This window comes from Roseateles sp. So40a, assembly GCF_048081605.1.
Lineage (GTDB): Bacteria > Pseudomonadota > Gammaproteobacteria > Burkholderiales > Burkholderiaceae_C > Roseateles.
The window spans coordinates 3433142-3455143 of sequence record NZ_CP182288.1 but is presented as its reverse complement, the minus strand read 5'-3'; the positions used below and the strand labels follow the sequence as shown (position 1 = coordinate 3455143).

The 22002-nt window shown below is 68.1% G+C and carries 17 protein-coding genes; 12 read left to right on the top strand and 5 right to left on the bottom strand.

Annotation, left to right across the window (positions count from 1 at the left end):
* Positions 1-435: 435 nt before the first annotated feature.
* The 11 genes from ACNI65_RS15700 to ACNI65_RS15650 all read left to right on the top strand — a co-directional run bounded on the left by ACNI65_RS15700 (position 436) and on the right by ACNI65_RS15650 (position 12018).
* The gene (locus ACNI65_RS15700; protein ID WP_416757839.1) at positions 436-1257 is read left to right on the top strand and encodes a MinD/ParA family ATP-binding protein; all 822 of its coding nucleotides are present in this window, start codon (positions 436-438) and stop codon (positions 1255-1257) included.
* A gap of 21 nt (positions 1258-1278) precedes the next feature.
* Positions 1279-1992 carry an RNA polymerase sigma factor FliA gene (locus ACNI65_RS15695; RefSeq protein ID WP_416757838.1) on the top strand — a complete coding sequence of 238 codons (714 nt, stop codon included), beginning with the start codon at positions 1279-1281 and terminating at the stop codon, positions 1990-1992.
* Positions 1993-2050: 58 nt separating this feature from the next.
* Positions 2051-3427, top strand: a complete 1377-nt coding sequence (locus ACNI65_RS15690) for a methyl-accepting chemotaxis protein (RefSeq protein WP_416757836.1) — start codon at positions 2051-2053, stop codon at positions 3425-3427.
* Between the two features lie 280 nt (positions 3428-3707).
* Positions 3708-4220, top strand: coding sequence for a hypothetical protein (locus ACNI65_RS15685; protein WP_416757835.1), 513 nt, complete (start codon positions 3708-3710; stop codon positions 4218-4220).
* Between the two features lie 444 nt (positions 4221-4664).
* Positions 4665-5315, top strand: a complete 651-nt coding sequence (locus ACNI65_RS15680; RefSeq protein WP_416757833.1) for a DUF6338 family protein — start codon at positions 4665-4667, stop codon at positions 5313-5315.
* Positions 5296-5664, top strand: coding sequence for a hypothetical protein (locus tag ACNI65_RS15675; protein WP_416757832.1), 369 nt, complete (start codon positions 5296-5298; stop codon positions 5662-5664). Before ACNI65_RS15680 ends, ACNI65_RS15675 begins: the two co-directional genes overlap by 20 nt.
* Before the next feature lie 86 nt (positions 5665-5750).
* On the top strand, positions 5751-6893 hold the full coding sequence (locus ACNI65_RS15670) for an AAA family ATPase (RefSeq protein ID WP_416757831.1): 1143 nt from the start codon (positions 5751-5753) through the stop codon (positions 6891-6893).
* A complete protein-coding gene (locus ACNI65_RS15665) occupies positions 6890-7378 on the top strand; it encodes a hypothetical protein (protein ID WP_416757830.1) in 489 nt (162 codons plus the stop codon). The genes ACNI65_RS15670 and ACNI65_RS15665 overlap by 4 nt, the downstream gene beginning before the upstream one ends.
* Before the next feature lie 132 nt (positions 7379-7510).
* A complete protein-coding gene (locus ACNI65_RS15660) occupies positions 7511-8827 on the top strand; it encodes a DUF445 domain-containing protein (RefSeq protein ID WP_416757829.1) in 1317 nt (438 codons plus the stop codon).
* 190 nt (positions 8828-9017) lie between these two features.
* Positions 9018-11432, top strand: coding sequence for a type I secretion C-terminal target domain-containing protein (locus ACNI65_RS15655; RefSeq protein WP_416757828.1), 2415 nt, complete (start codon positions 9018-9020; stop codon positions 11430-11432).
* 70 nt (positions 11433-11502) lie between these two features.
* On the top strand, positions 11503-12018 hold the full coding sequence (locus tag ACNI65_RS15650; RefSeq protein ID WP_416757827.1) for a DUF1697 domain-containing protein: 516 nt from the start codon (positions 11503-11505) through the stop codon (positions 12016-12018).
* 3 nt (positions 12019-12021) lie between these two features.
* Here ACNI65_RS15650 and ACNI65_RS15645 read toward each other — a convergent pair whose 3' ends face one another.
* From ACNI65_RS15645 to ACNI65_RS15635, 3 genes are read right to left on the bottom strand one after another with little or no spacing between them, the layout of a single operon-like run.
* A complete protein-coding gene (locus ACNI65_RS15645) occupies positions 12022-14016 on the bottom strand; it encodes a diguanylate cyclase domain-containing protein (RefSeq protein WP_416757825.1) in 1995 nt (664 codons plus the stop codon).
* A 57-nt stretch (positions 14017-14073) separates the two neighbouring features.
* On the bottom strand, positions 14074-16281 hold the full coding sequence (locus ACNI65_RS15640) for a putative bifunctional diguanylate cyclase/phosphodiesterase (RefSeq protein ID WP_416757823.1): 2208 nt from the start codon (positions 16279-16281) through the stop codon (positions 14074-14076).
* Positions 16278-16661, bottom strand: a complete 384-nt coding sequence (locus ACNI65_RS15635) for an Hpt domain-containing protein (protein ID WP_416757822.1) — start codon at positions 16659-16661, stop codon at positions 16278-16280. Before ACNI65_RS15635 ends, ACNI65_RS15640 begins: the two co-directional genes overlap by 4 nt.
* Positions 16662-16951: 290 nt before the next feature.
* On the opposite strand from ACNI65_RS15635, the gene ACNI65_RS15630 reads away from it, so the two are divergent.
* Complete coding sequence (locus tag ACNI65_RS15630) at positions 16952-18658, top strand: sensor histidine kinase (protein ID WP_416757820.1); 1707 nt, start codon at positions 16952-16954, stop codon at positions 18656-18658.
* Between the two features lie 24 nt (positions 18659-18682).
* Here ACNI65_RS15630 and ACNI65_RS15625 read toward each other — a convergent pair whose 3' ends face one another.
* Positions 18683-19297 carry a response regulator gene (locus ACNI65_RS15625; RefSeq protein ID WP_416757819.1) on the bottom strand — a complete coding sequence of 205 codons (615 nt, stop codon included), beginning with the start codon at positions 19295-19297 and terminating at the stop codon, positions 18683-18685.
* Between the two features lie 157 nt (positions 19298-19454).
* Positions 19455-21992 carry a sensor histidine kinase gene (locus tag ACNI65_RS15620; RefSeq protein ID WP_416757818.1) on the bottom strand — a complete coding sequence of 846 codons (2538 nt, stop codon included), beginning with the start codon at positions 21990-21992 and terminating at the stop codon, positions 19455-19457.
* Positions 21993-22002: the final 10 nt, after the last annotated feature.

Here is a 22002-nt window from a genome sequence, read left to right as displayed (position 1 = left end):
GAGGCCTGCCTTGAGCCCTCACCCCAACCCCTCTCCCGCTTCGCGGGCGAGGGGCTTTTGCGCTTCTGGGGATGGAGGCTCCCTCGCCCGCGCAGCGGGAGAGGGCGGGGGGTGAGGGCTCGTTGAAGGGCACGGAGTCGACCCGCCCATTTCCTTGAATTTCCAGAAAACGGGAAGAGTCCAGGCTCTTCCCTTTTGCCATTGGGGGATTGTTTGCCTGTCGTTCAGTCCAGGTGTTTTACTTGTGACAGGGGCCAGAGGTGAACGAGGTGTGGGAACGGGAAGAGAAAAGCGGGGTGTTTCCCCCTTTCAATTCCGCGTCGAAGGGTGGTCCCCGGGGCGAAACTTCCGGTAACGGCTCCAGCAATGGCTGTTCCTCTTCGAGAGGGCAACAGCGCCTGGGGTCCAACACGTAAGAAGACACAGAGCAGCCCAATGCGCGACTTCAGCAATGCTCCCAAGGACCAGGCCGACGGCCTGCGACGCCTGTTCGCGACCGCGCGCGTGCGCGTGGTGCCGGTGGTGAGCAACCCGCATGTGGTGGGCAGCGGGGCGCTGCTCGAGGGCTTGTGCGCCGCGTTCGGCGAACTGGGCCTGCACACGCTGGTGGTGGATGCCGGCGAGCAGGCCGCCGCCGCGTCGGATCTGGCCGCGGTGGACCTGGCCGCGTGCGTGGAGCCGCTGTCGGCGAAGGTGTCCTTCCTGGCCGCGCGCGGACTGCCGCTGCGCTACATCAATGCGAATGGCTCGGCCGCGCAGTTCCTGGAAGCAGTGACCGACGCGGCACCGTTCGCCGATGTCGTGCTGCTGCACGCGAGCGCGGCGGAGCTGAGCCGGGTGCTGGTCTCACGCGAGGTGCGCCCGGTGCTGCTGGCCGACACCGACGTGCAGAGCGTGACCTACGCGTACGCCGGCATGAAATGGTTGACGCAGCGGGCGGGCCTGATGGTCTACAGCCTGCTGCTGGCCTGCAATCCGCAGCTGCGCCTGGCGGAGCGGATCGCGCAGCAGCTGTCGAGCTGCGGCGACGGCTTCCTCGGCGCGGTGCTGCGCGAGTGGGCCTGCCTGGATCCGCGTCAGCCGGCATCGGCGCCGCTGACGCAGGAGATGCGGCACATGGCGCGCGAGCTGCTGCTCGCGTCCGTGCCCGGCGCGGCGCTGGACAGCGCCGCCGATGCGATGCCGCTGCGTCCGCGGCCGATGTGGCAGCCCAAGGCCGGCCGCGCCCCGCAAGGCGTGACCCTGGCTGCGCATTGACGCCGGAAGGGAGACGAGACGATGTACACCGCCAAGGGTCAACTCGACAACAACTCGCTGATTCGGCAATACAGCCCGCTGGTGCGTCGCCTGGCGCATCAGATGATCGCCAAGCTGCCGGCCAACGTCGAACTGGACGATCTGATCCAGGTCGGCCTGATCGGTCTGACGGACGCGCTGTCGCGCTTCGACACGGCGCAGGGCGTGCAGTTCGAGACCTTCGCGACGCAGCGCATCCGCGGTGCGATGCTCGATGAACTGCGCGGCAGCGACTGGATGAGCCGCGGCAACCGCCGCCAGCAGCGTTCGATCGAGAGCGCGGTGCACAAGCTCGAGCAGAAGCTGGGCCGTCCGCCGCAGGAATCGGAGATCGCGGTCGAGATGGGCATCTCGCTGGGCGAGTATCAGGAGATGCTGGGCAAGGTGCGTGGCACGCAGCTGGTGTACCTGGAGGACATCTCCGGGGACGACGACAGCGACGATTACCTGGACCGTCACGTTAGCGACGAGTCGGCGGATCCGATGTCGATGCTGCGGGATCACCGCATGCGCGAGGCGCTGGTGGAGGCGATCAAGAACCTGCCGGAGCGCGAGGGTTATGTCATGTCCATGTACTACGAACATGACATGAACCTGAAAGAGATCGCCGCGGTGCTGAAGGTGACCGAATCGCGGGTGTGCCAGCTGCACAGTCAAGCGATTGCCCGATTGCGCGTGAAGCTGCGCGACTGGTAAAACGAGCCGCACAGCGGCCGCATTCCTTGTGGTCCAGAAACCATGAGGGGAGCGTCCGATGTGGGACTCATTGCGCAGGCGCGCCGGGAAGGCGGCGCCTGACGCGTCGGGAGACGAGACCGTGATCGGCGCGCGCGAGCCGACGATGCACGGCAAGACCACCACGGTCGTCCGCGAGTTGTCGGGCGGGGTATCCAAGCTGGGCCGCGATGCGGCCGAGGTGCGCGGGCTGCTGGAGGACACGCAGAAGGTCGTGACCTCGCAGGCGCAGGCGATGCAGGCGTTGGGCTCGGAGCTCGAGCAGGTCCGGCATGCGCAGGACGGCATCAATCAATCGACGAATCAGACGCGGGAAGCGGTAGGGCGTGCGCGCTCGGCGCTGTCGGGCGTGGGCGACGAGGTCGGGGAGATCGTGTCGACGCTGCGCCAGGTGAGCGACGCGGCGTCGGAGATCACGAAGATCGCGCTGCAGACGCGGCTGGTGGCGTTCAACGCGTCGGTGGAGGCGAAGCGTGCCGGCGAGGCGGGCCGCGGATTCGGCGTGGTGGCGGATGCGGTGAAGGATCTGGCCGCGCAGGTGGAGGCGTCGTCCAAGGCCATCATGGGCACGGTGGGGACGCTGGACACGCGGATCGAGAGCTTCAGCCGCGAGTTGCGCGCGGACGGCGCGGGAGGCGCCGCGCAGAGCAAGATCCATCAGGCGTTCGCGGATGTCGAGGTCGATGTGGACCTGATCGCGAAGTCGGCGCGGGAGAGCCAGTCGACGACGCAACAGCTGGCGGAGCGCTCGGGGGAACTGGGCGTGGAGATCCAGCAGGCGATGCGCAAGCTGGATGCGGCGTTCGCGTGCAGCGACCGTTTCCTGCGCTTGTCGGAGCAGATGATCGAGCAGATCGCGGCGAGCGGTGTGGAGGTCGAGGATTCGCCGTATATCCAGACGGTGCAGACGGCTGCGGCGGAGATTTCCGCGTTGCTGGAGCGCGCTGTGAAGGACAAGCGGATCGAGTTGTCGGCGCTGTTTGATGAGCAGTATCAGCCGATGAAGGGGACGGACCCGCAGCAGTTCACGACGAGATTCACGCAGCTGGCGGACCAGTTGTTCCCGGAGGTCCAGGAGCGCGTGCTGGGGTTCTCGAACAAGGTGGTGTTCTGCATCGCGGTGGACCGCAACGGGTATGTGGCGACGCATAACAAGCGGTATTGCCAGCCGCAGCGGTCGGGCGATACGGCGTGGAACACGGCGAACAGCCGGTATCGGCGGATATTCAATGATCGGACCGGGCTGGCGTCAGCGCGGAACCAGCGGCCGTTCCTGCTGCAGACCTACCGCCGAGACATGGGCGGCGGGAACTTCGTGCTCCTCAAGGAGGCGTCCGCCCCCGTCACCGTCGCCGGGAGGCATTGGGGTGGGGTGAGGTTGGCGTTTGGGTTCTAGACCCTGATCAGTTGGCGAGTAACTTGAGCAAGGTATGAAAATGCCTTGCGGAAGTTATTGTGGCCTTGACGATGTTGCAAGAGGATTACCGCAGGTGCTCAAAACACCCCGATGGGCGTGTCACCTTTCACAAAGGTGATTTCTCGTGTTGCCTGGTTCTCCGGGCGAGATGGGCCTGGCCGTGAGGTAGGCCGCACGTACCTCGGCGTGTTTTGACATCTCGCCCGCCTTTTCTGGAAGAAGGGGGACGTCCCTCAAGTTGTTGATTGAAGGACTCCCAATGATCCCCGCTGAAACCATCCGTGCCATCGCTGAAACCGGCTTCCGAGTTTCCGAGCAGATCGCTTACGACCACATCGACCTCGAGCTGAAGACGAGGAAACCCCGCGCTCCGTTCACGATGAAGCGCCTGCGCACGCCGCTCCTGAATCGAAAGCCGCTCCTGGCCGATTCCGAATACACCCGCCTGGTTTTGCGCGAGGCGTCCATCATTCCGCCGCGGTATGACCCGGCCACCATGCTGGCGGGCGACACCACCGTGCCGGTGCTCGACCCGGCAGTCACCGTCGGCGCCGCCATGTTCAACGTGCGCGATCGACTGACCCTTCTCGCCGCGCTGTTGCGGGATTCCGTCCTCTCCATGGAGGATCCGGATTGCCTCTGGGGCCAGATGCACGTGGCCGCCGGCGATCTGATGCCGGAGGCGCTCAGCAATCTCTCCGTTGTCGAGATCGGCGCGCTCGAGGAACACACGCGGCAGAGCCACAACCCCAAGCATCTGCTGCCGGCTTGAGCGCCAGCCCGCGCGGCTGTGCTCGCCCGACATTTCGATTCCCCAAGAACAACGAGTGCCCACGCGGGAGCGTGAGGCACTCGTTTTCCATTTGGCGCCGGAAGATTCAAGTCATTTTTTCTGACTGACTTCGGTGGGCCTGAATACGCGCACTTGCTATGTGCTGACCGAAATAATTCAGCAAAGTGGAATTCGAGCCTGATCCGCGTCAATTCTCTCTGGATTAAATCAGGTGCGGTTCCTCATGTGAGTTGCTAGGGCCCATCGATGTGCGATTGAGCAGTGCCGCTGTTAAGCCTATGCTGCATATCAATCGGTGAGTAGTCATCTCCCGAGATTCGAGGGGCTGTCCATGAGATCGCAAACAAGGGTTCTTTTGCCCTGAAAAGGAGAGTTGTCGGCAGACGTCTTCGCCTGCTCTGTAGTTTTGCGTGAAGGCATTGAATGAACTTCGCAGACATGGGAATGGACGCCTTGCCGATGCTCGTGCCCGGCCTCATCGCGCAAATGATCTTTTCGCTGTACGTGCGTCAACCACCGCTTCATACGGCGGTTGCTTTGCTGGTGGCCATGGCATTCGCAAAGGGAAGCCAACTGCTCACGACTGCTTTCATGCCCGCAAACATTGGAATCTGGCAGCCGGCGGCTGAGTTCTTCATACCGTTGGTGGCCGCTTCGATAGCGGGCGCTGGTGCCGGCGAATTCACCCGGCATCGGGATCGAAAACGGCGAGCGAATCGAAGCAAGCCTGAGAAAGCCCAGTCAGACCCGATGCGATGGGGCGCCATGTTCCGGGGCGAGCGCAAGCACCTGATGCTGCAAATGAAGGATGGCCGAACGATCGTCGGTTGGCCAGAAGGGTGGCCACACGATCACCAGAATGGCCATTTCCTGCTCGCCAATCCCCGGGTACTCGGAGAAAAGGTGGGTGCGTTCGGCTATTCCAGTGTGGCGGCCATCATCCCCGCCGCGGATGTCAATCTGATCCGTTTCCTTCGCGAAGATGCGGAGAGGGTCGGGAGGGCGTGGGATGACCTCATCCAGGCGGGTGAAGAGAACTTAGGAGAGAAAACTGATGTTAACTTTTACCGTTGAATTCATTGCCGTCAGCAAATACTTCCTTCCAGGAGTATTGGCTGCCGTGCCCTACTGGATCACTTGGCAGGTCAAACGCACCGCGTCGGACTATTTCTGGATTACCTTTCTGATGACCTTGCTCGTGCGTGGCGTTGAGATCGTCGCGGACCTCACACTCCGATTCATGTTCGGCCCGTCGCTCAAGGCAAGCCTGGCCGACCTCGGTCAGGTGGCGCCGCATGTCGGAGAGATCGCGCTGTGCATCGCCGCAATCGGTATAGGTTTCGCGATGGGTTGGCGAGGCCGCAAGCAGGAAGGCGACGACGCGGAGCTCCACGTGCCGTTCGAGCCGTTCCCGTGCCGCTAGACGAAGGGCGGGTCATCACCGACGGCCGTCTGCGTATGGAGTACTACACTTCCGCCACTTCTGACGGAAATCGCCAACAAGACTCCATGCTGCTCGAATACGGCCTCCGGAACTTTCTGTCCTTCAAGGAAGGCGCGACGGTGAACTTCCGACTCGACGCGAACGTGCCGCCGAGGATCTCCCTTGATCTGCCCGCCGCGACGGTCATGTGCATCAAGGGCGCCAACGGCAGCGGCAAGACCCACCTGCTCAAGGGCCTGGCCTTCCTCGCGTCCTTCGCGTCGAGCTCCTTCTCCACCGATCCCGACGCCGACATTCCCGTCGCGCCGTTCTTCTCCTCCCCCGAACCCAGCGCGTTCTTCGCGGAGTTCGAGGTGGCTGACACTCGCTATCGCTATGAGCTCGATGTGCATGCAAGCGGGGTCGCTCGGGAAGCGCTCTACAAGGCGGCCAAGCGACGCACGCTGGTCTTCGAGCGCACACCCGACGGCGTGCGGGCCGTCGCCCGCCTGAAGGCGCTCGAGACGATGAAGGTCCGTCGCAATGCGTCGGTGGTCTCCGCCGCGTACCACCACCAGATCGACGAGCTCCTGCCCGTCCACACCTTCTTCAAGAACATCCACTTCAACGTCGGCAGCAGCGGCACCCGCGAATCGCTGTTCATGGACCTGCACAAGGTGGCGCAACTGCTGAGCGAGCACGACGACGTGCGTGGCTACGTCGAGCAGTTCCTTCAGGACTGCGACATCGGCATCACCCGCCTGCAGATCTCGAGCGAGGAGGGCTCCGACGGCCAACGGCGCTTCTTCCCTGTCTTCATCCACGAGGTCGCCGGCCAACCGTGCGCGGTGATGCCCGCCACCGAATCGGCCGGCACGAAACAGATCTTCCGGCTGATGCTGCCGATCGCCGCCGTCGTCGCTTCCGGTTCGGTGCTCATCCTCGATGAGCTCGACCTCTATCTCCACCCGCATCTGTTGCCGCGGCTGCTCGGCCTCTTCCTGCAGACGAAGGCCCCGGGCGACCCCATCTCGCAACTGCTCTTCAGCACGCATCACAGCGAGGTGATGGACCTCTGCGGCCGCTACCGCACGACCTTCGTCAACAAGGACAACAACCAGAGCTACGCCTATCGGCTCGACGAGATTCCTGGCGACCTGTTGCGCAACGACCGCTCTCTGGTGGCGCCCTACAACGACCGCAAGATCGGCGGCGTGCCCCGGCTATGAGCAAGTTCGGCAACGCCGGCAAGGACCGCTTCCTCGCGGGCTTCCCCGCCGTCAGCCTCGAAGCGGCCGACAGCGACCATCCCGCGCGCTGCAAGTTCAACTTCTCGTACTTCACCTACGACCCGGCCGGCCAGCGCTTCTCGGACTGGCCCCAGGACAAGCTCGCCGGACTCTTTGACAAGCTTGCGCATTACGGCAAGTACTCGCTCGACCATTGGAAGCAGCAGCCCATCGGCAAGACCGGCCGCGTGCTGTCGATCTACGGAGGTTTTCCGGTGCGCTCGGAGTTCAAGCCGCCGAAACATGTGCCGCATCAGGCGCAGTGGGGACGGTTCCGGCTCGATTGGGCGGGGAGGCTGTGCGGTTTCGTCGTGCCCCGCGAGCTCGAAGGCAAACCGCACCCGCAAGGCGGCCGCTTCTGCGCCAACACCTTCTACGTTGTCTTCCTCGACGAACACCACCGCTTCCACAAGGGCGCGCTCTAGCCCTCATCCCAAGCGCCCGGTGATAAAAGCTCCCCCCATTCACCCATCCATTCACCCATCCATTCATCCGGTCCGCGCACGCGGCTTAGCCGCGCTGCAGGATCGGGCACCGCAACTGCCACCCCGTCGCCGATGCCCTTGACCACTGCCTCGGACGCTCCTGACCCTCGCGCCGTCGATCCCCGCGCCGCCGACCTGCGCCGCATGAAGCGCATCGCGCTGGGCTGCCTGCTCGCATCGCTCGCCGGGCTGATCCTCAGCCTCGTCATGGGCGCCGCCGGTCCCTGGGCCTGGCTCAAGGCGTTCTGCGAAGCCGCCGCGATCGGCGGCCTGGCCGACTGGTTCGCCGTCGTCGCGCTGTTCCGCCATCCGCTCGGCCTGCCCATCCCCCACACCGCCCTCATTCCGCAGGGCAAGCAGCGCCTCGCCGAGGCGCTCGCCGAGTTCGTCCGCGACAACTTCCTGCACCCCGAGGTCCTGCTGCAGAAGCTGCAGATCCTCAACCCCGCCGAACGCCTCGGTGACTGGCTGCGCGTGCCCGCCAACCTCGCGCAGATCACCGGACCGGTCCGCACGATGGCCATCGAGGGCCTGTCGCTGCTGCACGAGCAGGCCGTGCGCCGCGCGCTCGGTGAGTTCCTGATCGCCCGCGCGCTCGCCTGGAACGCCACCGCCACCGCGGCCTCCGTCCTGGACGTGCTGACCCAGTCCGGCCGCCATCAGGACGTGCTCGACGGCGCCTTGTCCAAGCTGCGCGACTACCTCGCCACGCCCGAGGTGCGTTCGCTCGTCGCCGCCCGGCTGGTGAAGTTCTCGCGCGCGCAATGGCCCAAGGCCACCTCGCTCGTCGACACCATCGCCAACGTCGACAAGATGGCTGACAGCCTCTCCGACAAGCTCGCCCTGCAGCTCGTCGAGGAAGTCCAGACCGCGCTGTCGCAGCCCGATCACGCGGTCAGACGCCAGTTCGACGCCTGGATCGTCGAGTTCATCGAGCGCTTGCGCCAGGACCCGGACTTCGCCCGCGAGGTCAATGCGATGAAGGACCGCGTCGTGCAGAGCGACGACGTGCGCGTCTACCTCGACGGCATCTGGTCCGAGGTGCGCGCCACGCTCGAACGCGACCTGCACCGCGAGGACTCGGTGCTGATCCGGCATCTCGACCAAGGCATGGCCGCGCTGGGCGATCGGCTCAGTCGCGACGCGTCGCTCGTGTCGGCGATCAACACGCATGTGCTCTCGGCCGCGGAGCGCATGGTCGGCGGCATGCGCGAGGGCGTCACGCGCCACATCGCCACCACCGTCAAGGCCTGGGACGACCGCAGCCTCGTGCGCCAGATCGAGCTGAGCGTCGGCCGCGATCTCCAGTTCATTCGGCTCAATGGCACGCTGGTGGGCGGCGCGATCGGCGTGTTCCTGCATGCGCTGACGCTGTTGATGCAGCGCTGAGCCACGCGAGAGTCGTCATGTCCCAGTCTTTCGGGTAGGCGGCCTACCCGCATGGGTCAGTCCCGCTTGACGAGGTGCTGCACATCGGTCATCGCGGGTTCGGCCGGCGCTCGGGACACTGGAAGGACCTCTCCTCCTTGCAGTGCAACCCCCAAACATGTCAGACGCTCCCGCCAAGCCCCTCTCATCCGTGCTGCCCCTGAGCGCACCCGAAACCCCCTCCCTCCACGCCCACCGCCCCCGGCGGAACAACACCAGCGACGACCTGACGGACATCGAGACCGTGGTCGATGAGCACCTGGTCGATGCGAACGTGTCGACGGAGCCACCCCCCGCTGCAGCGCCCGACGCGCAGTTGCTCACCGCCGGCGCGGACATGGATTCGACGTCGTCCAGCCCGTCACCTGCACAGGAGTCGGGCGGCGTGTCAGAAGACGGCAAACGCCAGATTGGAGCCGCAGCGATCCTGTCGCTGGTTGGCATCATGGCCGCGGCCGCAGGCTCGGGACTCGTGGGCGGCGGTTCATCCGGCCAAACGGCCAAGCCGGAGAATGACCACAAGCCCGATCCCGGCACGGGCACGAAACCCGACCCCGATACGGGCACGAAGCCGGACCCCGATACGGGCACAAAGCCCGACCCCGATACGGGCACGAAACCCGACCCCGATACGGGCACGAAGCCCGATCCCGACACGGGCACGAAACCCGATCCCGATACGGGCACGAAGCCCGACCCTGACACCGGCACAAAACCCGACCCTGACCACACGCCGCCCGAACGCCCGACGGTATCGCTGGCGGCGGACACCGGCGAGCGTGGCGACGATCTGCTGACGCACGATGCGACCCTGCACATCAGCGGGCTTGAACCGGGTGCGACCTGGCGCTTCTCGATGGACGGTGGGAAGACCTGGACGGCGGGCGTCGGCGACCACATTCCTGCCGATCAGTTCCGGACGGATGGCGCGCAATCGGTCCTCGTCGAGCAGATCGATGCTGCCGGCAACCACAGCGAAGCGGCGAAGTTCGACTTCGTGCTGGACACGCGCGCACCGATGCTCTCCGCCTCGCTGCTGGTGGACACCGGCGCCTCGGCCGCCGCGGATCCGGGCAACGAGACGCTGTCGGATCGCGTGACCCGCGTCGCCACCGTCCTCGTCGATGGCCTGGAGTCCGGCCGCCCCTGGCAGTTCAGCCTCGATGGCGTCACCTGGCGCGAAGGCAGCGCTCAACATCAGATCGATGGGAGCGTGTTCGGCGCGGACGGCGACAAGATCGTCCATGTGCGGCAGACCGACGCGGCCGGCAACACCGGCCAAACCGAACTGGCCTTCACGCTCGATCGGGCCATCGATCCCGCCACCATCCAGGTCTACGACTCGAATCCGTTCACGGGCGTCTACCAGCCAGGATCCTCCACGCTGACCTCGGTGCCGCGCGTGCACGTCAACGCCGAGGCCGGCTCGTACTGGACCTATGAGTTCGATACCGGTGAACGGGGAACCGGACGCGGTACCGCGTCGATCGACCCGTTGTGGCGCTTGCCCGAGGGCGAGCGCACCGTGACCGTTCGCGTCGAGGATGGCGCGGGCAACGTGGCGACGTCACACCTGAACTTCACGCTCGATCGCACCTCACCGGGGCCGTTGACCCTGCAGTTGGTCCATGACACCGGCGCCAGCGCCACGGACGGCATCACGCAGGACGGCACGATCGCCGTCAGCGGGCTGAAGCCAGGCGACAAGTGGTACTACCGGGTGAGCAGCAATGATCTGGGGGATGTCGTCCGGTGGACCGAAGGGGACCCCAACACCATGACGATTCCCAGCTCGGCGCTGGGCGCCGATGGCAAGAAGCTCATCGATGTCATGCCGATGGATCCCGCCGGCAACATCAGCCAGGCAGACATGGGGTCTTTGTGGATCGAACTGGATCGCCATGCTGACGCTCCGCTGCTGGTGTTGAAGCACGACACCGGCGGCAGTGCGGGCGACTTCATCACTGCGGACTCAACCGTCGTGATCAAGGCAGAGGCCGGGGCGACGCTGTACGGATGGTCGGACAGTCCGGGGATGGGGGGCGTCAACCTCAACGAGTCCCTCGCTGCGGCGCAGGCGCCCGGCGAGGCCCTGGTGGCCGGCACGGGCGACAAGGTGCTCTGGGTCCGACAGACCGACCTCGCCGGCAACGTCAGCGAGTTTTCGGTCCTGTCCTGGACGCACACGACGGCCGCGGTCGCCGACGGGACGCACGTCACCCTGAACAATCGCCCGGACCAGGGGCGCACCCTGTTGTGCGGAACCGCTGGCGCTGACACCTTCGTGTGGGATCCCAAGACCGTCAACGGCGCGCCGCGAGACGTCGTCACCAACTATCGAGCCGCCGAGGGGGATGTGCTCGACCTGAGCCGGATCCTGACCATCGAGCCGGGGAAGTCGCTGGCGGACTACATCTCCAAGACGGTCTACCCCTTGGGAGAGAAGATCGAACTGTTCCTCCACCAGCCGGGCGAGCATGAGGTCGACTACGGGATTGCGCTGTGGAACGTCGCCACGACCGAGCCGATCCGGATCCGGACCGCGGACGGCGTCTTCACGATCTGAGCATGACACGCGGCAGGCGCGACGGCGGGCCGTAGACTGCGGCGGTCCTCTCATCCCGGATCCGCCTGCCATGCCGCGTTACGTCGCTTTCCTCCGTGGTGTCAGTCCGATGAACGCCAAGATGCCGGATCTGATCCGTGCCTTCGAGGCCGCGGGCTTCACCCGCGTCAAGACGGTGATCTCCAGCGGCAACGTGGTCTTCGACCACGACGGCGCGCCGGTCGATGAACTCGAACGGCGCGCCGAGCAGGCGATGACGGACACGCTGGGCAAGACCTTCGGCACGACGGTACGCCCGGTGGAACACCTGCAGCGCCTCGTCGATGCCGACCCCCATGCGGCCTTCCATCCGCCCGCCGACGCCAAGCGCCTGATCACCTTCCTCAAGCGTCCGCATGAGACGCCGGTGTCGCTGCCGATGGCCGGGGAGGGCGCCGCGATCTGCAAGCTGCAGGGCGTCGAGGTCTTCAGCCACTACCTGCCCAACGACAAGGGCCCGCTGTTCATGACGATGCTGGAGAAGCTCTTCGGCAAGACGATCACCACGCGCACCGTGGACACGGTGCGCAAGTGCATCAAGGCCTGACCCTCAGGCCACGCACGCCCGGTTCTTGCCGGTGCGCTTGGCTTCGTAGAGCGCCTCGTCGGCGCGGTCCAGCGCCTGCTCCATCGTCTCGCCGATGCGGAACAGCGTCACGCCCGCGGAGAAGGTGACGAAGACGTCGCGCCCCTCGTGCATGAACAGGCTGGCCGACAACGAACGCTGCAGCCGCAGCAGCACCGCCTGGGCCTCCTCGAGCGGCGCCTCGGGCAGGATCAGCACGAACTCCTCGCCGCCCCAGCGCCCGACCTTGTCGCCGGGCCGCAGCAGCCCCGACACGCGGGCCGCCAGCGACTTCAGCGCCTCGTCGCCCGCGGCGTGGCCGAGGTTGTCGTTGAGCTTCTTGAAGTTGTCGATGTCCAGCAGCGCCAGCGCCAGCGGCTTGGGCTCGCGGTCGAGCTTGGCGCGTTCGGTCTCGAAGGTCGCGATCAGGCCGCGACGGTTGGCGATCTGCGTCAGCTGATCGGTCTGCACCTCGCTGGAGAGCTTGCGCAGCTCGCCCTCGAGCTGCTCGACCCGTTCGGCCAGTTGCGTCGCGCGGTCGTGTTCATCGCGCAGGCGGCCCTGCGTGGACTGCACCAGCGTCTGCACGCTGCGGCTTTCCTCGACCATCTCGCGCACCACGCCGGCCAGGCTCTCCAGCGAGTCCGCCTGCTCGATGACGGTGGCGTACTTGCCCACGCTGGAGCTGAAGCGGTCGGTGTGCTGGCCGAGCTCGCCGAGCTCCTGCAGCATGCGGTTGATCAGGCCCTTGAGCGCGTCGCGCGCGCGGCTGCGTTCCTCGCGCAGGCTGTGCTGGCGCTCGCGCGTGTTGTGCAGCAGCTCGCTGACGGAGCGCACGCTGCGCGCGGTCAGTCCCTGCGCCAACGTCTGGCCCATGGCCTCGCACTGGCCCTGCGCCCAGGAATCGTCCTCGGCCAGGTCGGCCAGGCTGCCGGTGAGTTCGCCGCAGAGCTTGCCCAGCTCGTTGAACGCGTGATTGCGGTGGTCCAGCCAGCGGCGCGCGCGGATGCACAAAGCGTCTATCTGCGCCGCGCGTTCGGGCGTGGCGCCGTAGTGGACCAGCTCGGCATGCGCCGTGCCGAGTTCGTCGATGAGTTCCTTGGCGCGCGCGTCGTCCGAGGCCAGCGCGTGGCGCACGGTGCCGTTGAGGTGCGTGCCGACCTCGGGCCAGGAGAGCAGGCCCGGGCCTGCGCCCACCGCGGAATCAGCGGGGGCAGCGGCGGCGCCCATCAGCGTGTCCAGCGAGCCATACCGGCCGCCCTCGGCCGAGGCGCTCGCCGGCACGCCATCGCCGGCTTCGGCCGGCGGCTGCGCGCTTTCCTCGTCGGTGAAGAACTGCGTGGGCGTGCCCGAGCGCTCGTCGTCCTCATCGTCGTCGGCAGCGGCAGCGGCAGCGGCAGCGGCAGCCGCCGCGCCCGCGGACGCGCCCATGCCGACGGTCGACGGCAATTCATCCAGCGGCGCGGGCTGCGTCTCCACGCGCGCGTCGCTGACGTCGGAATCCCAACTGGTCACCAGCTGCTTCAGACGCAGCGTCAGCCGCTGCGGGTCGCTGCGATTGCTCTGCAGCACGCGCAGCACGCCGTCCTTCTTGCGCGCCAGCGTCCATTGCCGGCCGCCGCGTTCCAGGCCGCGCATCAGCCGCTCGATCAGTTGCGCGAGCTGCTCGGCCTGCGCGCCCGGGCCGTGGGTCTGCTGCAGCGCTTCGAGCGCGCGCTGCAGTTCGTCCCAGCGGCCTTCCTTGAGCTGCGTCGCGAATTGCTGGCGCTGCTGCGGGTCGGGCACGGCCAGGCCCAGCAATCGCGCCATCGAGCCCTGCGCGCGCTCGGGCAGCTGCGTGGCGCTGCCGGCCGCGCGGACCGGCTCGCCGGCCTCCTGCGCGTAGGCACGGGCGTAGTTCTCGGGGGTGGGTTCCAGCTTGTCCAGCGCCAGCCGGCGCAGGGCCGCTTTTGCCAAAAGAGCGGGGGGCTGCTGCGGCATCGGTCGGGGCTCGGTGAAACGTGGAGGGGAGGCGGACGGTCGCGATTCGCGGCGGCGTCAGCGCATCGGGCTTTCGTCGCTGATCTCGGTGGTCGGCAGGATCCAGGGCGCCTTGCGCGGCAACACGGTCTGCGCCAGCCAGCGTTCGAGGTCATCGGGCGGCAGCGGCTTGCTGAACAGGAACCCCTGCATCAGGCTGCAGTCCAGCCGGCGCAGCACTTCCATCTGGCGCAGCGTCTCGACGCCCTCGGCGATCACCTGCAGGCCCAGCGAGCGCGCCAGCGCGATGATGGCGGTGACCACGGCCGAGCTCTGCGGCGTGATGCCCAGGTCGCGCACGAAACTGCGGTCGATCTTGACTTCCGAGATCGGCAGCGTCGTCAGGTACGCCAGCGACGAATACCCCGTGCCGAAGTCGTCGATGGAGATCTCCACGCCGACCTCGTTGAGCCGGTGCAGCGACGGGATCACGCTCTGCAGGTCCTTCATCAGGCCCGTCTCGGTGATCTCCAGCTGGATCGCGCGGTGGGGCACGCCCCACTGGCTGACGAACTGGTGGATGTGCTCGACCAGGTCCGAGCGCTCGAACAGCCGGTTGGGCAGGTTCACCGCGATCGACTCGCTGAAGCCGAAATTCAGTTGCCAGACCTTGGCCTGACGCGCCGCCTCGCGCAGCGCCCATTCGGACAGCGGCACGATCAGGCCGGTTTCCTCGGCCAGCGGGATGAAGTCGCCCGGCGGCACCAGCTGGTTGCCGCGGCGCCAGCGCATCAGCGCCTCGGCGCCGACCATGCGGGCGGTGCGCACGTCGATCTTGGGCTGGTAATGCAGCACCAGCTCGTCGCGCTCGATCGCCTTGTGCAGCGCGGACTCGAGCTCGAGCTTCTCGCGGCCGCGGCCGGCCAGCATCGGCGAGTACAGCGCCGACGCGTTGCGGCCCTGGTTCTTGACCGCGTACATCGCCACGTCGGCGTTGCGCAGCAGGTCTGCCATCGTCAGGCCGTCGCGCGGATAGAGCGCGATGCCGACCGAGGCGGTCACGAAACACTCCTGGCCGGCGATGAAGATCGGCTCGCGCAGCGCGTCCAGCACGCGATCGGCGACGCGTTCCGCGTCGGTCTCGTCGCCGACCTCGGGCAGCAGCGCGACGAACTCGTCGCCGCCCAGCCGGCCAACGGCTTCCAGCGTGCGGTGCGAGCGCGTGCCGACCGACTCCAGCATCCCTTCCATCACCTGGTCGCTGTGGCGCACGCACGAGCGCAGGCGGCGGCCGACTTCCATCAGCAGGTCGTCGCCGGCGGCGTGGCCCAGCGTGTCGTTGATGACCTTGAAGCGGTCCAGGTCGATCAGCAGCAGCCCGACCTCATGGCCCATGCGACGTCCGGCCTCGATCGCGCGCTCGGCGCGCCACATCAGCTGGCGGCGGTTGGGCAGGCCGGTGAGCGCGTCGAAGTTCGCGAGCTCGCGGATGCGGTCCTCGGCCATGCGGCGGTCGGTCACGTCCTGGATGACGCCGGTGTAGCCGCAGGCGTTGCCGTGCTCGTTGAACTCGGGCTCGGCCTCGATGTGGATGACGCGCTTGCGGCCGTCCAGCAGCGTGAACGGCAGGTCGGTCACCAGCACCGAGTTGTGGGCGACGACGTCGCGCAGCAGCCGCATGAAGAGCAGGCGCTCCTCGCGCGGCACCATGCGCATCACGCCGATGAAGTCCAGCGGATCGACCGGACCGCGGCCGAAGACGCGCAGCGCCTCGTTGGCCAGCTTGAAGCCGTGGCCGGTCTGCCATTCGAAGCTGCCCATGCGGGCCAGGTCTTGCGCGCGGGCCAGCTTGGACTTGCTGCGCTCGAGTTCCTGGCGCGTGCGCGAGCTGCGCAGCATGTAGCGCAGGCGGCCGGCGAGCAGCCGCCATTGCGTGGACTTGACGAAGAAGTCGGTGGCGCCGGCCTGGTAGGCGCGGTTGATCGAGGCCTCGTCGTCCAGGCCGGTCAGCATCAGGATCGGCGCGTTCTCGAAACCGGGCATCGCGCGCAGGCGCTCGCAGGTCTCGAAGCCGTCGAGCTCGGGCATCAGCGCGTCCAGCACGATCAGCTCGGGGGTCCAGTGCGTGACCAGCTGCAGCGCCTGCTGCCCGCCGGTGAGCGCCGTGACCTCGAAGCCGTGCTCCTGGAGCGCGGCCTCGATCAGCATCAGGTTGACCGGGTCGTCGTCGACCAGCAGGACACGCGGCCGTTCGATCGGGAGACTGTCCTTCACGACGCGGCTCATCGTGCGGGTTGCACCAGTTGATGCATCGCGAGCCGGGCGGCGGCGATGTCGGCGAGGGCCGTGTCCACCAGGTCCGCCAGGCCGTCCTCACGGCCGGCGCGGGCGAGGGCCTCGATCTCGGCGCAGCGTTGCGACAGGACGGTGGCGCCCAGGCTCGCGGCGGCGGACTTCAACGTGTGGGCCACGTGGCGCAGCGCGTTGAGGTCGCGCGGCGCGTCCAGCCCTTGCGAAAGGACCTGCTCCTGCAGGTCCAGCGATTTGAGGAAGGCCGCCACGACGCGTTCCAGCAGATGGTTCACGCCCTCGGGGTCCAGCTCGCGCAGACGAGCGAGCGCCTGATCGTCCAGCACGGCGGGTTCGGGCTGAGTCCGGGAGGGCATGGTCGTGGCGTAGTCTGATGACATCTTCTGATCATGTCGCCGCGCGGGAGCTTCCGCGCGGAGTTGCGGGCCATTGTCGTTCACCGGGAGCCGGGGAGCGTGCGAAAAAGCAGTCAAAACTGGTGTTCTTGGGGCCTCCGCTCGGGGTAAGTCCCCGGTCGGGTGTGGCGCCGGCGCCGCCAAGCGGGGGCGTGCGGACGCCCCGAGGGCCGGGAGCGGGCCGCCTGCGGGACCTGTCGCCCGCACACGGGGCCCGAAAGCATGGCGTTTGGCTACATACAATGGCCGGCATGAACAGGTTGGGGGACGCCGCCGCTCGCCGTCGGCCATGGAAGGGAGCCGCGCTGGCCTTGGGGCTGGCGGTTGTCGTCCTGCTCCTCTTGCTGGCGCTCAACCTGGAGCCCAGCGGCCCCGGCCTGGTGCTCACCGCCGTGATGGCGGGCGCGGCGCTGATGATCTTCGTGGCCGCGCTGACCTGGCACCTCGCGGTGCGTCTGGCGCGGGCCCAGTTCGGCGAGCTGCTGCGCGAGAGCCGCCAGCAGGCGCAGGCCCTCACCCAATTGCAGACCGACTGCCTCTGGCAGACCGACGCGCAGCATCACCTCGTGCGGTGGCAGGCGTCGCAGGGCACGCCGGCGTCGAGCTGGGCGGGCACCGCGGTGAACGGCGCGGTGACGCAGACCTTGTGGGAACGCTTCGAGCCGCTGCCCGGCGCGGACGGCGTACCGCACGCGATCCGGCCGCGCGTCGAGCCGTCCATCTCCTTCGACCGACTGCGCGTGCTGGACGCGCAGGCGCGCCGCTGGGAGTTGCGCGGTCAGGCGATGACGGACGCGGCGGGGAGATTCGCCGGATTCCTGGGCGCGGCCCGGGCGCTGGACGAGGCGACGGTGCACGCCGCGGCCCCGGCGGCGGCCTCGTCGATCACCGTCGCGACCACGGACTCGGCAAGCGCCACGGCCGCGCTGGCCGATGCGACGCCGCCCTCGACGACCGACTGGCTCCAGGCCTTGCCCGGTCCCGCGTGGCTGCTCAGCACCGAGGCCGGCGCCTCGACGCGGCTGATCGACCTGAACGACGCGGCCGCGCAGATGATGGGCGGCGCGGAGGCGCGCGGGCAGCTGTGGCGCGCCTGCGAGGAACGCCTGCCGGAGGAATTGCGTCAGGCGCTGGCCCAGCCCGATCTGCAGTCGGGCAGCGCGTGCGGCGCGTGGTGGTTGTGCCTGACGGCGCTGCCCGGCGGCGCGGGCTCGCTGCTCAGCCTGTGGCCGCAGGGCGCGGTGGACACGGTGCCGGCGGCGCTGGCCATGCAGGCCGCGGAACAGGCCCGGGCGGATCAGGCGTCGTTCAGCTACACGGTGTCGCACGACCTGCGCGCGCCGTTGCGCGTGGTGGAAGGCTTCACGCGCATCCTCAAGGAAGACTACGGCCGGCTGCTGGACCGCGCCGGCAACGATCACCTGGACCGGGTGCTCGGCGCCTCGTCGCGGATGCACAGCATGATCGACTCGCTGCTGGCCTTGTCGCACCTGTCCTCCCAGGCGCTGCGGCACGAGACGGTGGATCTGTCCTTGCTGGCGGGGCAGGTGATGGAGGAGCTCCGTCGCGCGACGCCGGCCCGCGAGGTCGACGCCCAGGTGCAGCCCGGACTGCGCGTGCAAGGTGATCCGACGCTGCTGCGCATGGTCCTGGAGAACCTGCTCGGCAACGCGTGGAAGTACAGCGGCAAGCGCGAGCGGGCGCTGATCCGTTTCGAGTCCGAGCAGCGCCAGGGCGAACGCGTGTTCGTCGTCAGCGACAACGGCGCGGGATTCGACATGCGTTTCGCGGACCGCCTGTTCGGCGTGTTCCAGCGCCTGCACAGCGCCAGCGATTTCCAGGGCACGGGCGTGGGCCTGGCCTCGGCGCGGCGCATCGTGCGCCGGCATGGCGGCGACATCTGGGCCGAGTCCGAGGTCGGGCAGGGCGCCCGGTTCTACTTCACGCTGCCGAGCTGAGCCGGCGGGGGCTCACCCCTTGATTCAGCTCCCGAGCGCGAGCTGCTCGACGGCCTCGACCACGCGGCGGGCCTGCTCGCCGAGCTCGATCTGCTGCTCGGCGGCCATGCGTTCCAGGCGCGACAGCGCCTGCGCGCGCGTCAGCGAGTAGCGGTGCATCAGCACGCCCAGCGCCATCGCCTCGACGACCTCGAGCGACGCGCCCAGCTCAACTGCGGGCGCGGCCGCCGGAGCGGCCGATGCGGTGCGCGCGGGCCGGTTCGCGAAAGCGGCCTCGACGGCGGGGACGATCTGGTGGATGTCCAGCGGCTTGACGAGATAGGCCAGCGCGCCGAGTTCCTTCACCTTGGCCACGGTGGCCTCGTCGGCGAAGGCGGACAGGAACATGAAGGGCAGCTGCAGGTAATCGCGCAGGTAGCCGGCGACGTCGAAGCCGGTCATGCCTTCCATGCGGATGTCGAGCAGGGCGAGATCGGGGCGATGCTGACGGGCGATGAGGATGGCGTCGTCGCCGTTGTCGGCGTCGAGGACCTCGTAACCGGCTTGCGCCAGGCCATGCGTCAGGGTGGCGAGCACCAGCCGGTCGTCGTCCACGACCAGGATGCGGCCCTTGCCGCTCGCGCCGACGTCCTTGCTCACGCTATCCACGCTGCTCCCGAATCCAAGGAAAACCCGGGCGACGCCCAGGCAGAGCCCCCAGGGGGTGATCGGGGATTGTCACCCAAATGTCGCGACGAGGCCCGCCCGGGGGCAGCCCCGGTTTCGGGTGGTCACAGGTGCCGGGGGGAGGTGGTCCTCACAGCGCCTCCAGCAACTGCACCCCTGGCGGCCACAGGCTGAGCTCGCACACCACGAGCGGGCCTTCCTGCGTGAGCCCCAGCAGCGCGCTGCGGCGCGGCAGCAGCGCGCGCACCAGCCCCAGTCCGGTCACGCCGCCGCGCACCTGCGCCAGGTCGAAGCCCGCCGGCAGCGTGCCTTCATTGACGATGCGCAGCACCACCTGCTCCGGATCGAAACGCAGCTCGCAGCGCACCGGCTCCTGCCCGCCATGCTTGAGCGCGTTGGTGAACAGCTCGTTGAGCGTCAGCGCGATCGGGATCGCCTCGGCCTCCGGCAGGCCCCAGCGGTGCGACTGCTCGGCCATCGCGCCGTCCACCGTCACCAGGATCTCGCGCCCGAACATGCGCTGCACCGACCCCATCACCGCCTCGACCACCTTGCGCAGCCGCAGCGGGCCCGACATCCCCACCTGCAGCCCGTAGACCTGCGCGATCGCCTGCACCTGACCGACCGCCTCGTTGATCACGGTGCGGACCTCCGGCCGCCGCGCCGCGATCTGCTGCAGCAGGCCGGCCACGCCTTGCAGGTTGTTCTTGATGCGGTGATGGACCTCGCGCACCAGCAGCTCGCGCTGCGCGATCGCCGCTTCCAGCCGCGCCGCCTCCTGCGCGCGCTGCTGCGTCACGTCGGTCGCCACGAGCAGCAGCTGCTCCGGCTCGAGCTCGCCGCTGGCATCGTTGACGCCGGCCAGGTGCAGCAGCCGCGCGTCCCAGATCCGCGCCTGGCCGCGCACCGTCAGCCGGTACTCGCGCTGCAGCACCTCGCTGCTCTGCAGCGCGAACTCCATGTCCGAGCGGATCGTGGCCGCTTCGTCGCCGCTGCCGAAGAGCGCCTCCAGGCTCGCGCCCATCAACTCCTCCTCGGGCCGGCCGGCCAGCGCCGCCGCGGCCTGGTTGATCTGTCGCACCTGCAGCGTGCGGGCGTCATGCAGGCTGATGGCGATCGGCGCGGCCTCGATGATGCGGTGCAGCGAGGCCTGCGCCTGCTGGCTCTGCGCCTCGGCCTGGCGGCGGCGCTCGATGTCCAGCAGCGCGTAGGTCAGCTGTCGCGAACTGTCGGGCCCGACCGTCGCCACGGCGTTGCCCACCACCCAGAACTCGCGGCCGTCGCGGGCGACGACGCGGCATTCGAAGGTCTCGGCCAGGCCCTCGGGGAGCTCGTCCAGGTACTGCGTCTGGCGGAAGGGGTGGTCGGGGGCCTCGGTCGCGACGCTGCTGATCGGCTGGCCGGCGAACTCCGCCAGGTCCCCGCCGAACATCCGCCGCGCCGAGCGGTTCATCCACTCGATGCCCTCGCGCCCGACGGTGACGATGCCCACCAGCACCGAGTCCAGCACCGCGCGCTCACGCTCCGTCTGCAGGTGCAGCGACTGCTGCAGCGATTCATTGCGGGCTTGCGCCTGCTGGTGGTCGGTGATGTCCACCGTCAGCACCGAGGTCGTCTTCTGTCCCGAGGCGAGCTGACCGATCTCCACCCGCGTCATCAGCCAGCGCAGGCCGTGCTCGGGATGGCGCACCGCGTAGCGCGCCACCGTCGGCGTCGCCTGCTTGAGCGCCTGCTGGAGCTTCTCGTATTCGGCGCGGGAGTCGGGCTCGACCATCTCGCGGTTGACGCCCTGCAGCGCTGGCGCGGGCTTCAGGCCGCTGGCGGCCTCCACCTCGCCGGCCAGCAGCGGCGGGGGCGGCGCGCCAGTGCCCGGCCGCGACCAGCCGGCCTCGGCCTGGAAGGTCGCCAGGCCCACGCCGGCCGTGTCCATCAGCGTCTGCAACTGCTGCTGCGCGAGTTCGAGGTCCTGCTCCGCGCTGCGGTCCTCCAGCATCACGAGCGTGCGCGGACGCGTCCACGGGCCGCTCAGCCGGCGCGCGCGCACCCGCATCCAGCGCCGGCGGTCGCCCGGCGGCGCGAGCAGCGCGTTGCGGTGGAATTCCTGGCTTGCATCGGAGGTCTTCACATGCAGCAGCTCGCGCCATTCGGGCGGGAGCTCATGCAGGCTGATCGGCAGTTGCGGGCTGAGGCGCCGGCACAGGGCGGCGAAGGCGGCGTTGAAGCGCAGCAACAGGCCCTGGTCGTCGTGCATCAGCGCGGGCAGCGGACACAGGTCCAGCCACTGGTCGATCTCCGACTGCATCCGGTCGGCGCGCTCGCGCGCGGCGAGTTCGGTGCTGTGGTCCTGCAGCAGCGCCAGTCCCAGTCCACCCTCCAGCGGATGAACCCAGGCCTGCAGCAGATGGTCGCGGCCCTGGTCGTCGATCAGGCGCAGTTCCTGCGCCTTGCCGCTGGGCAGCAGCCGCTGGCCCTTGAGCGAGATCTCGCCCATCAGCGCCTGCAGCCGCGCGTTGGTCAGCAAGACCTGGCCCTTGGCGTCCAGCACGAACGAGGGCCAGGGCCCGTCCCAGAGCCCGGCGAGCAGCTCGGGCAGCTCCTGGCCGCGCGCCTTGAGCAGCGCGCGCAGGGCGTCGAGATCGGGGGAGGCGAGGGGGAGTTGGGGTGACACGGGCCAAGTT

Bases quoted from the DNA above. Each gene is read 5' to 3' on its own strand.
- ACNI65_RS15630 (WP_416757820.1), top strand. From the start codon at position 16,952: ATGAACAGGTTGGGGGACGCCGCCGCTCGCCGTCGGCCATGGAAGGGA.
- ACNI65_RS15645 (WP_416757825.1), bottom strand. From the start codon at position 14,016: ATGCCGCAGCAGCCCCCCGCTCTTTTGGCAAAAGCGGCCCTGCGCCGG.
- ACNI65_RS15670 (WP_416757831.1), top strand. From the start codon at position 5,751: ATGCTGCTCGAATACGGCCTCCGGAACTTTCTGTCCTTCAAGGAAGGC.
- ACNI65_RS15640 (WP_416757823.1), bottom strand. From the start codon at position 16,281: ATGAGCCGCGTCGTGAAGGACAGTCTCCCGATCGAACGGCCGCGTGTC.
- ACNI65_RS15650 (WP_416757827.1), top strand. From the start codon at position 11,503: ATGCCGCGTTACGTCGCTTTCCTCCGTGGTGTCAGTCCGATGAACGCC.
- ACNI65_RS15675 (WP_416757832.1), top strand. From the start codon at position 5,296: ATGTTAACTTTTACCGTTGAATTCATTGCCGTCAGCAAATACTTCCTT.
- ACNI65_RS15685 (WP_416757835.1), top strand. From the start codon at position 3,708: ATGATCCCCGCTGAAACCATCCGTGCCATCGCTGAAACCGGCTTCCGA.
- ACNI65_RS15665 (WP_416757830.1), top strand. From the start codon at position 6,890: ATGAGCAAGTTCGGCAACGCCGGCAAGGACCGCTTCCTCGCGGGCTTC.
- ACNI65_RS15680 (WP_416757833.1), top strand. From the start codon at position 4,665: ATGAACTTCGCAGACATGGGAATGGACGCCTTGCCGATGCTCGTGCCC.
- ACNI65_RS15700 (WP_416757839.1), top strand. From the start codon at position 436: ATGCGCGACTTCAGCAATGCTCCCAAGGACCAGGCCGACGGCCTGCGA.
- ACNI65_RS15660 (WP_416757829.1), top strand. From the start codon at position 7,511: ATGCCCTTGACCACTGCCTCGGACGCTCCTGACCCTCGCGCCGTCGAT.
- ACNI65_RS15695 (WP_416757838.1), top strand. From the start codon at position 1,279: ATGTACACCGCCAAGGGTCAACTCGACAACAACTCGCTGATTCGGCAA.
- ACNI65_RS15635 (WP_416757822.1), bottom strand. From the start codon at position 16,661: ATGCCCTCCCGGACTCAGCCCGAACCCGCCGTGCTGGACGATCAGGCG.
- ACNI65_RS15690 (WP_416757836.1), top strand. From the start codon at position 2,051: ATGTGGGACTCATTGCGCAGGCGCGCCGGGAAGGCGGCGCCTGACGCG.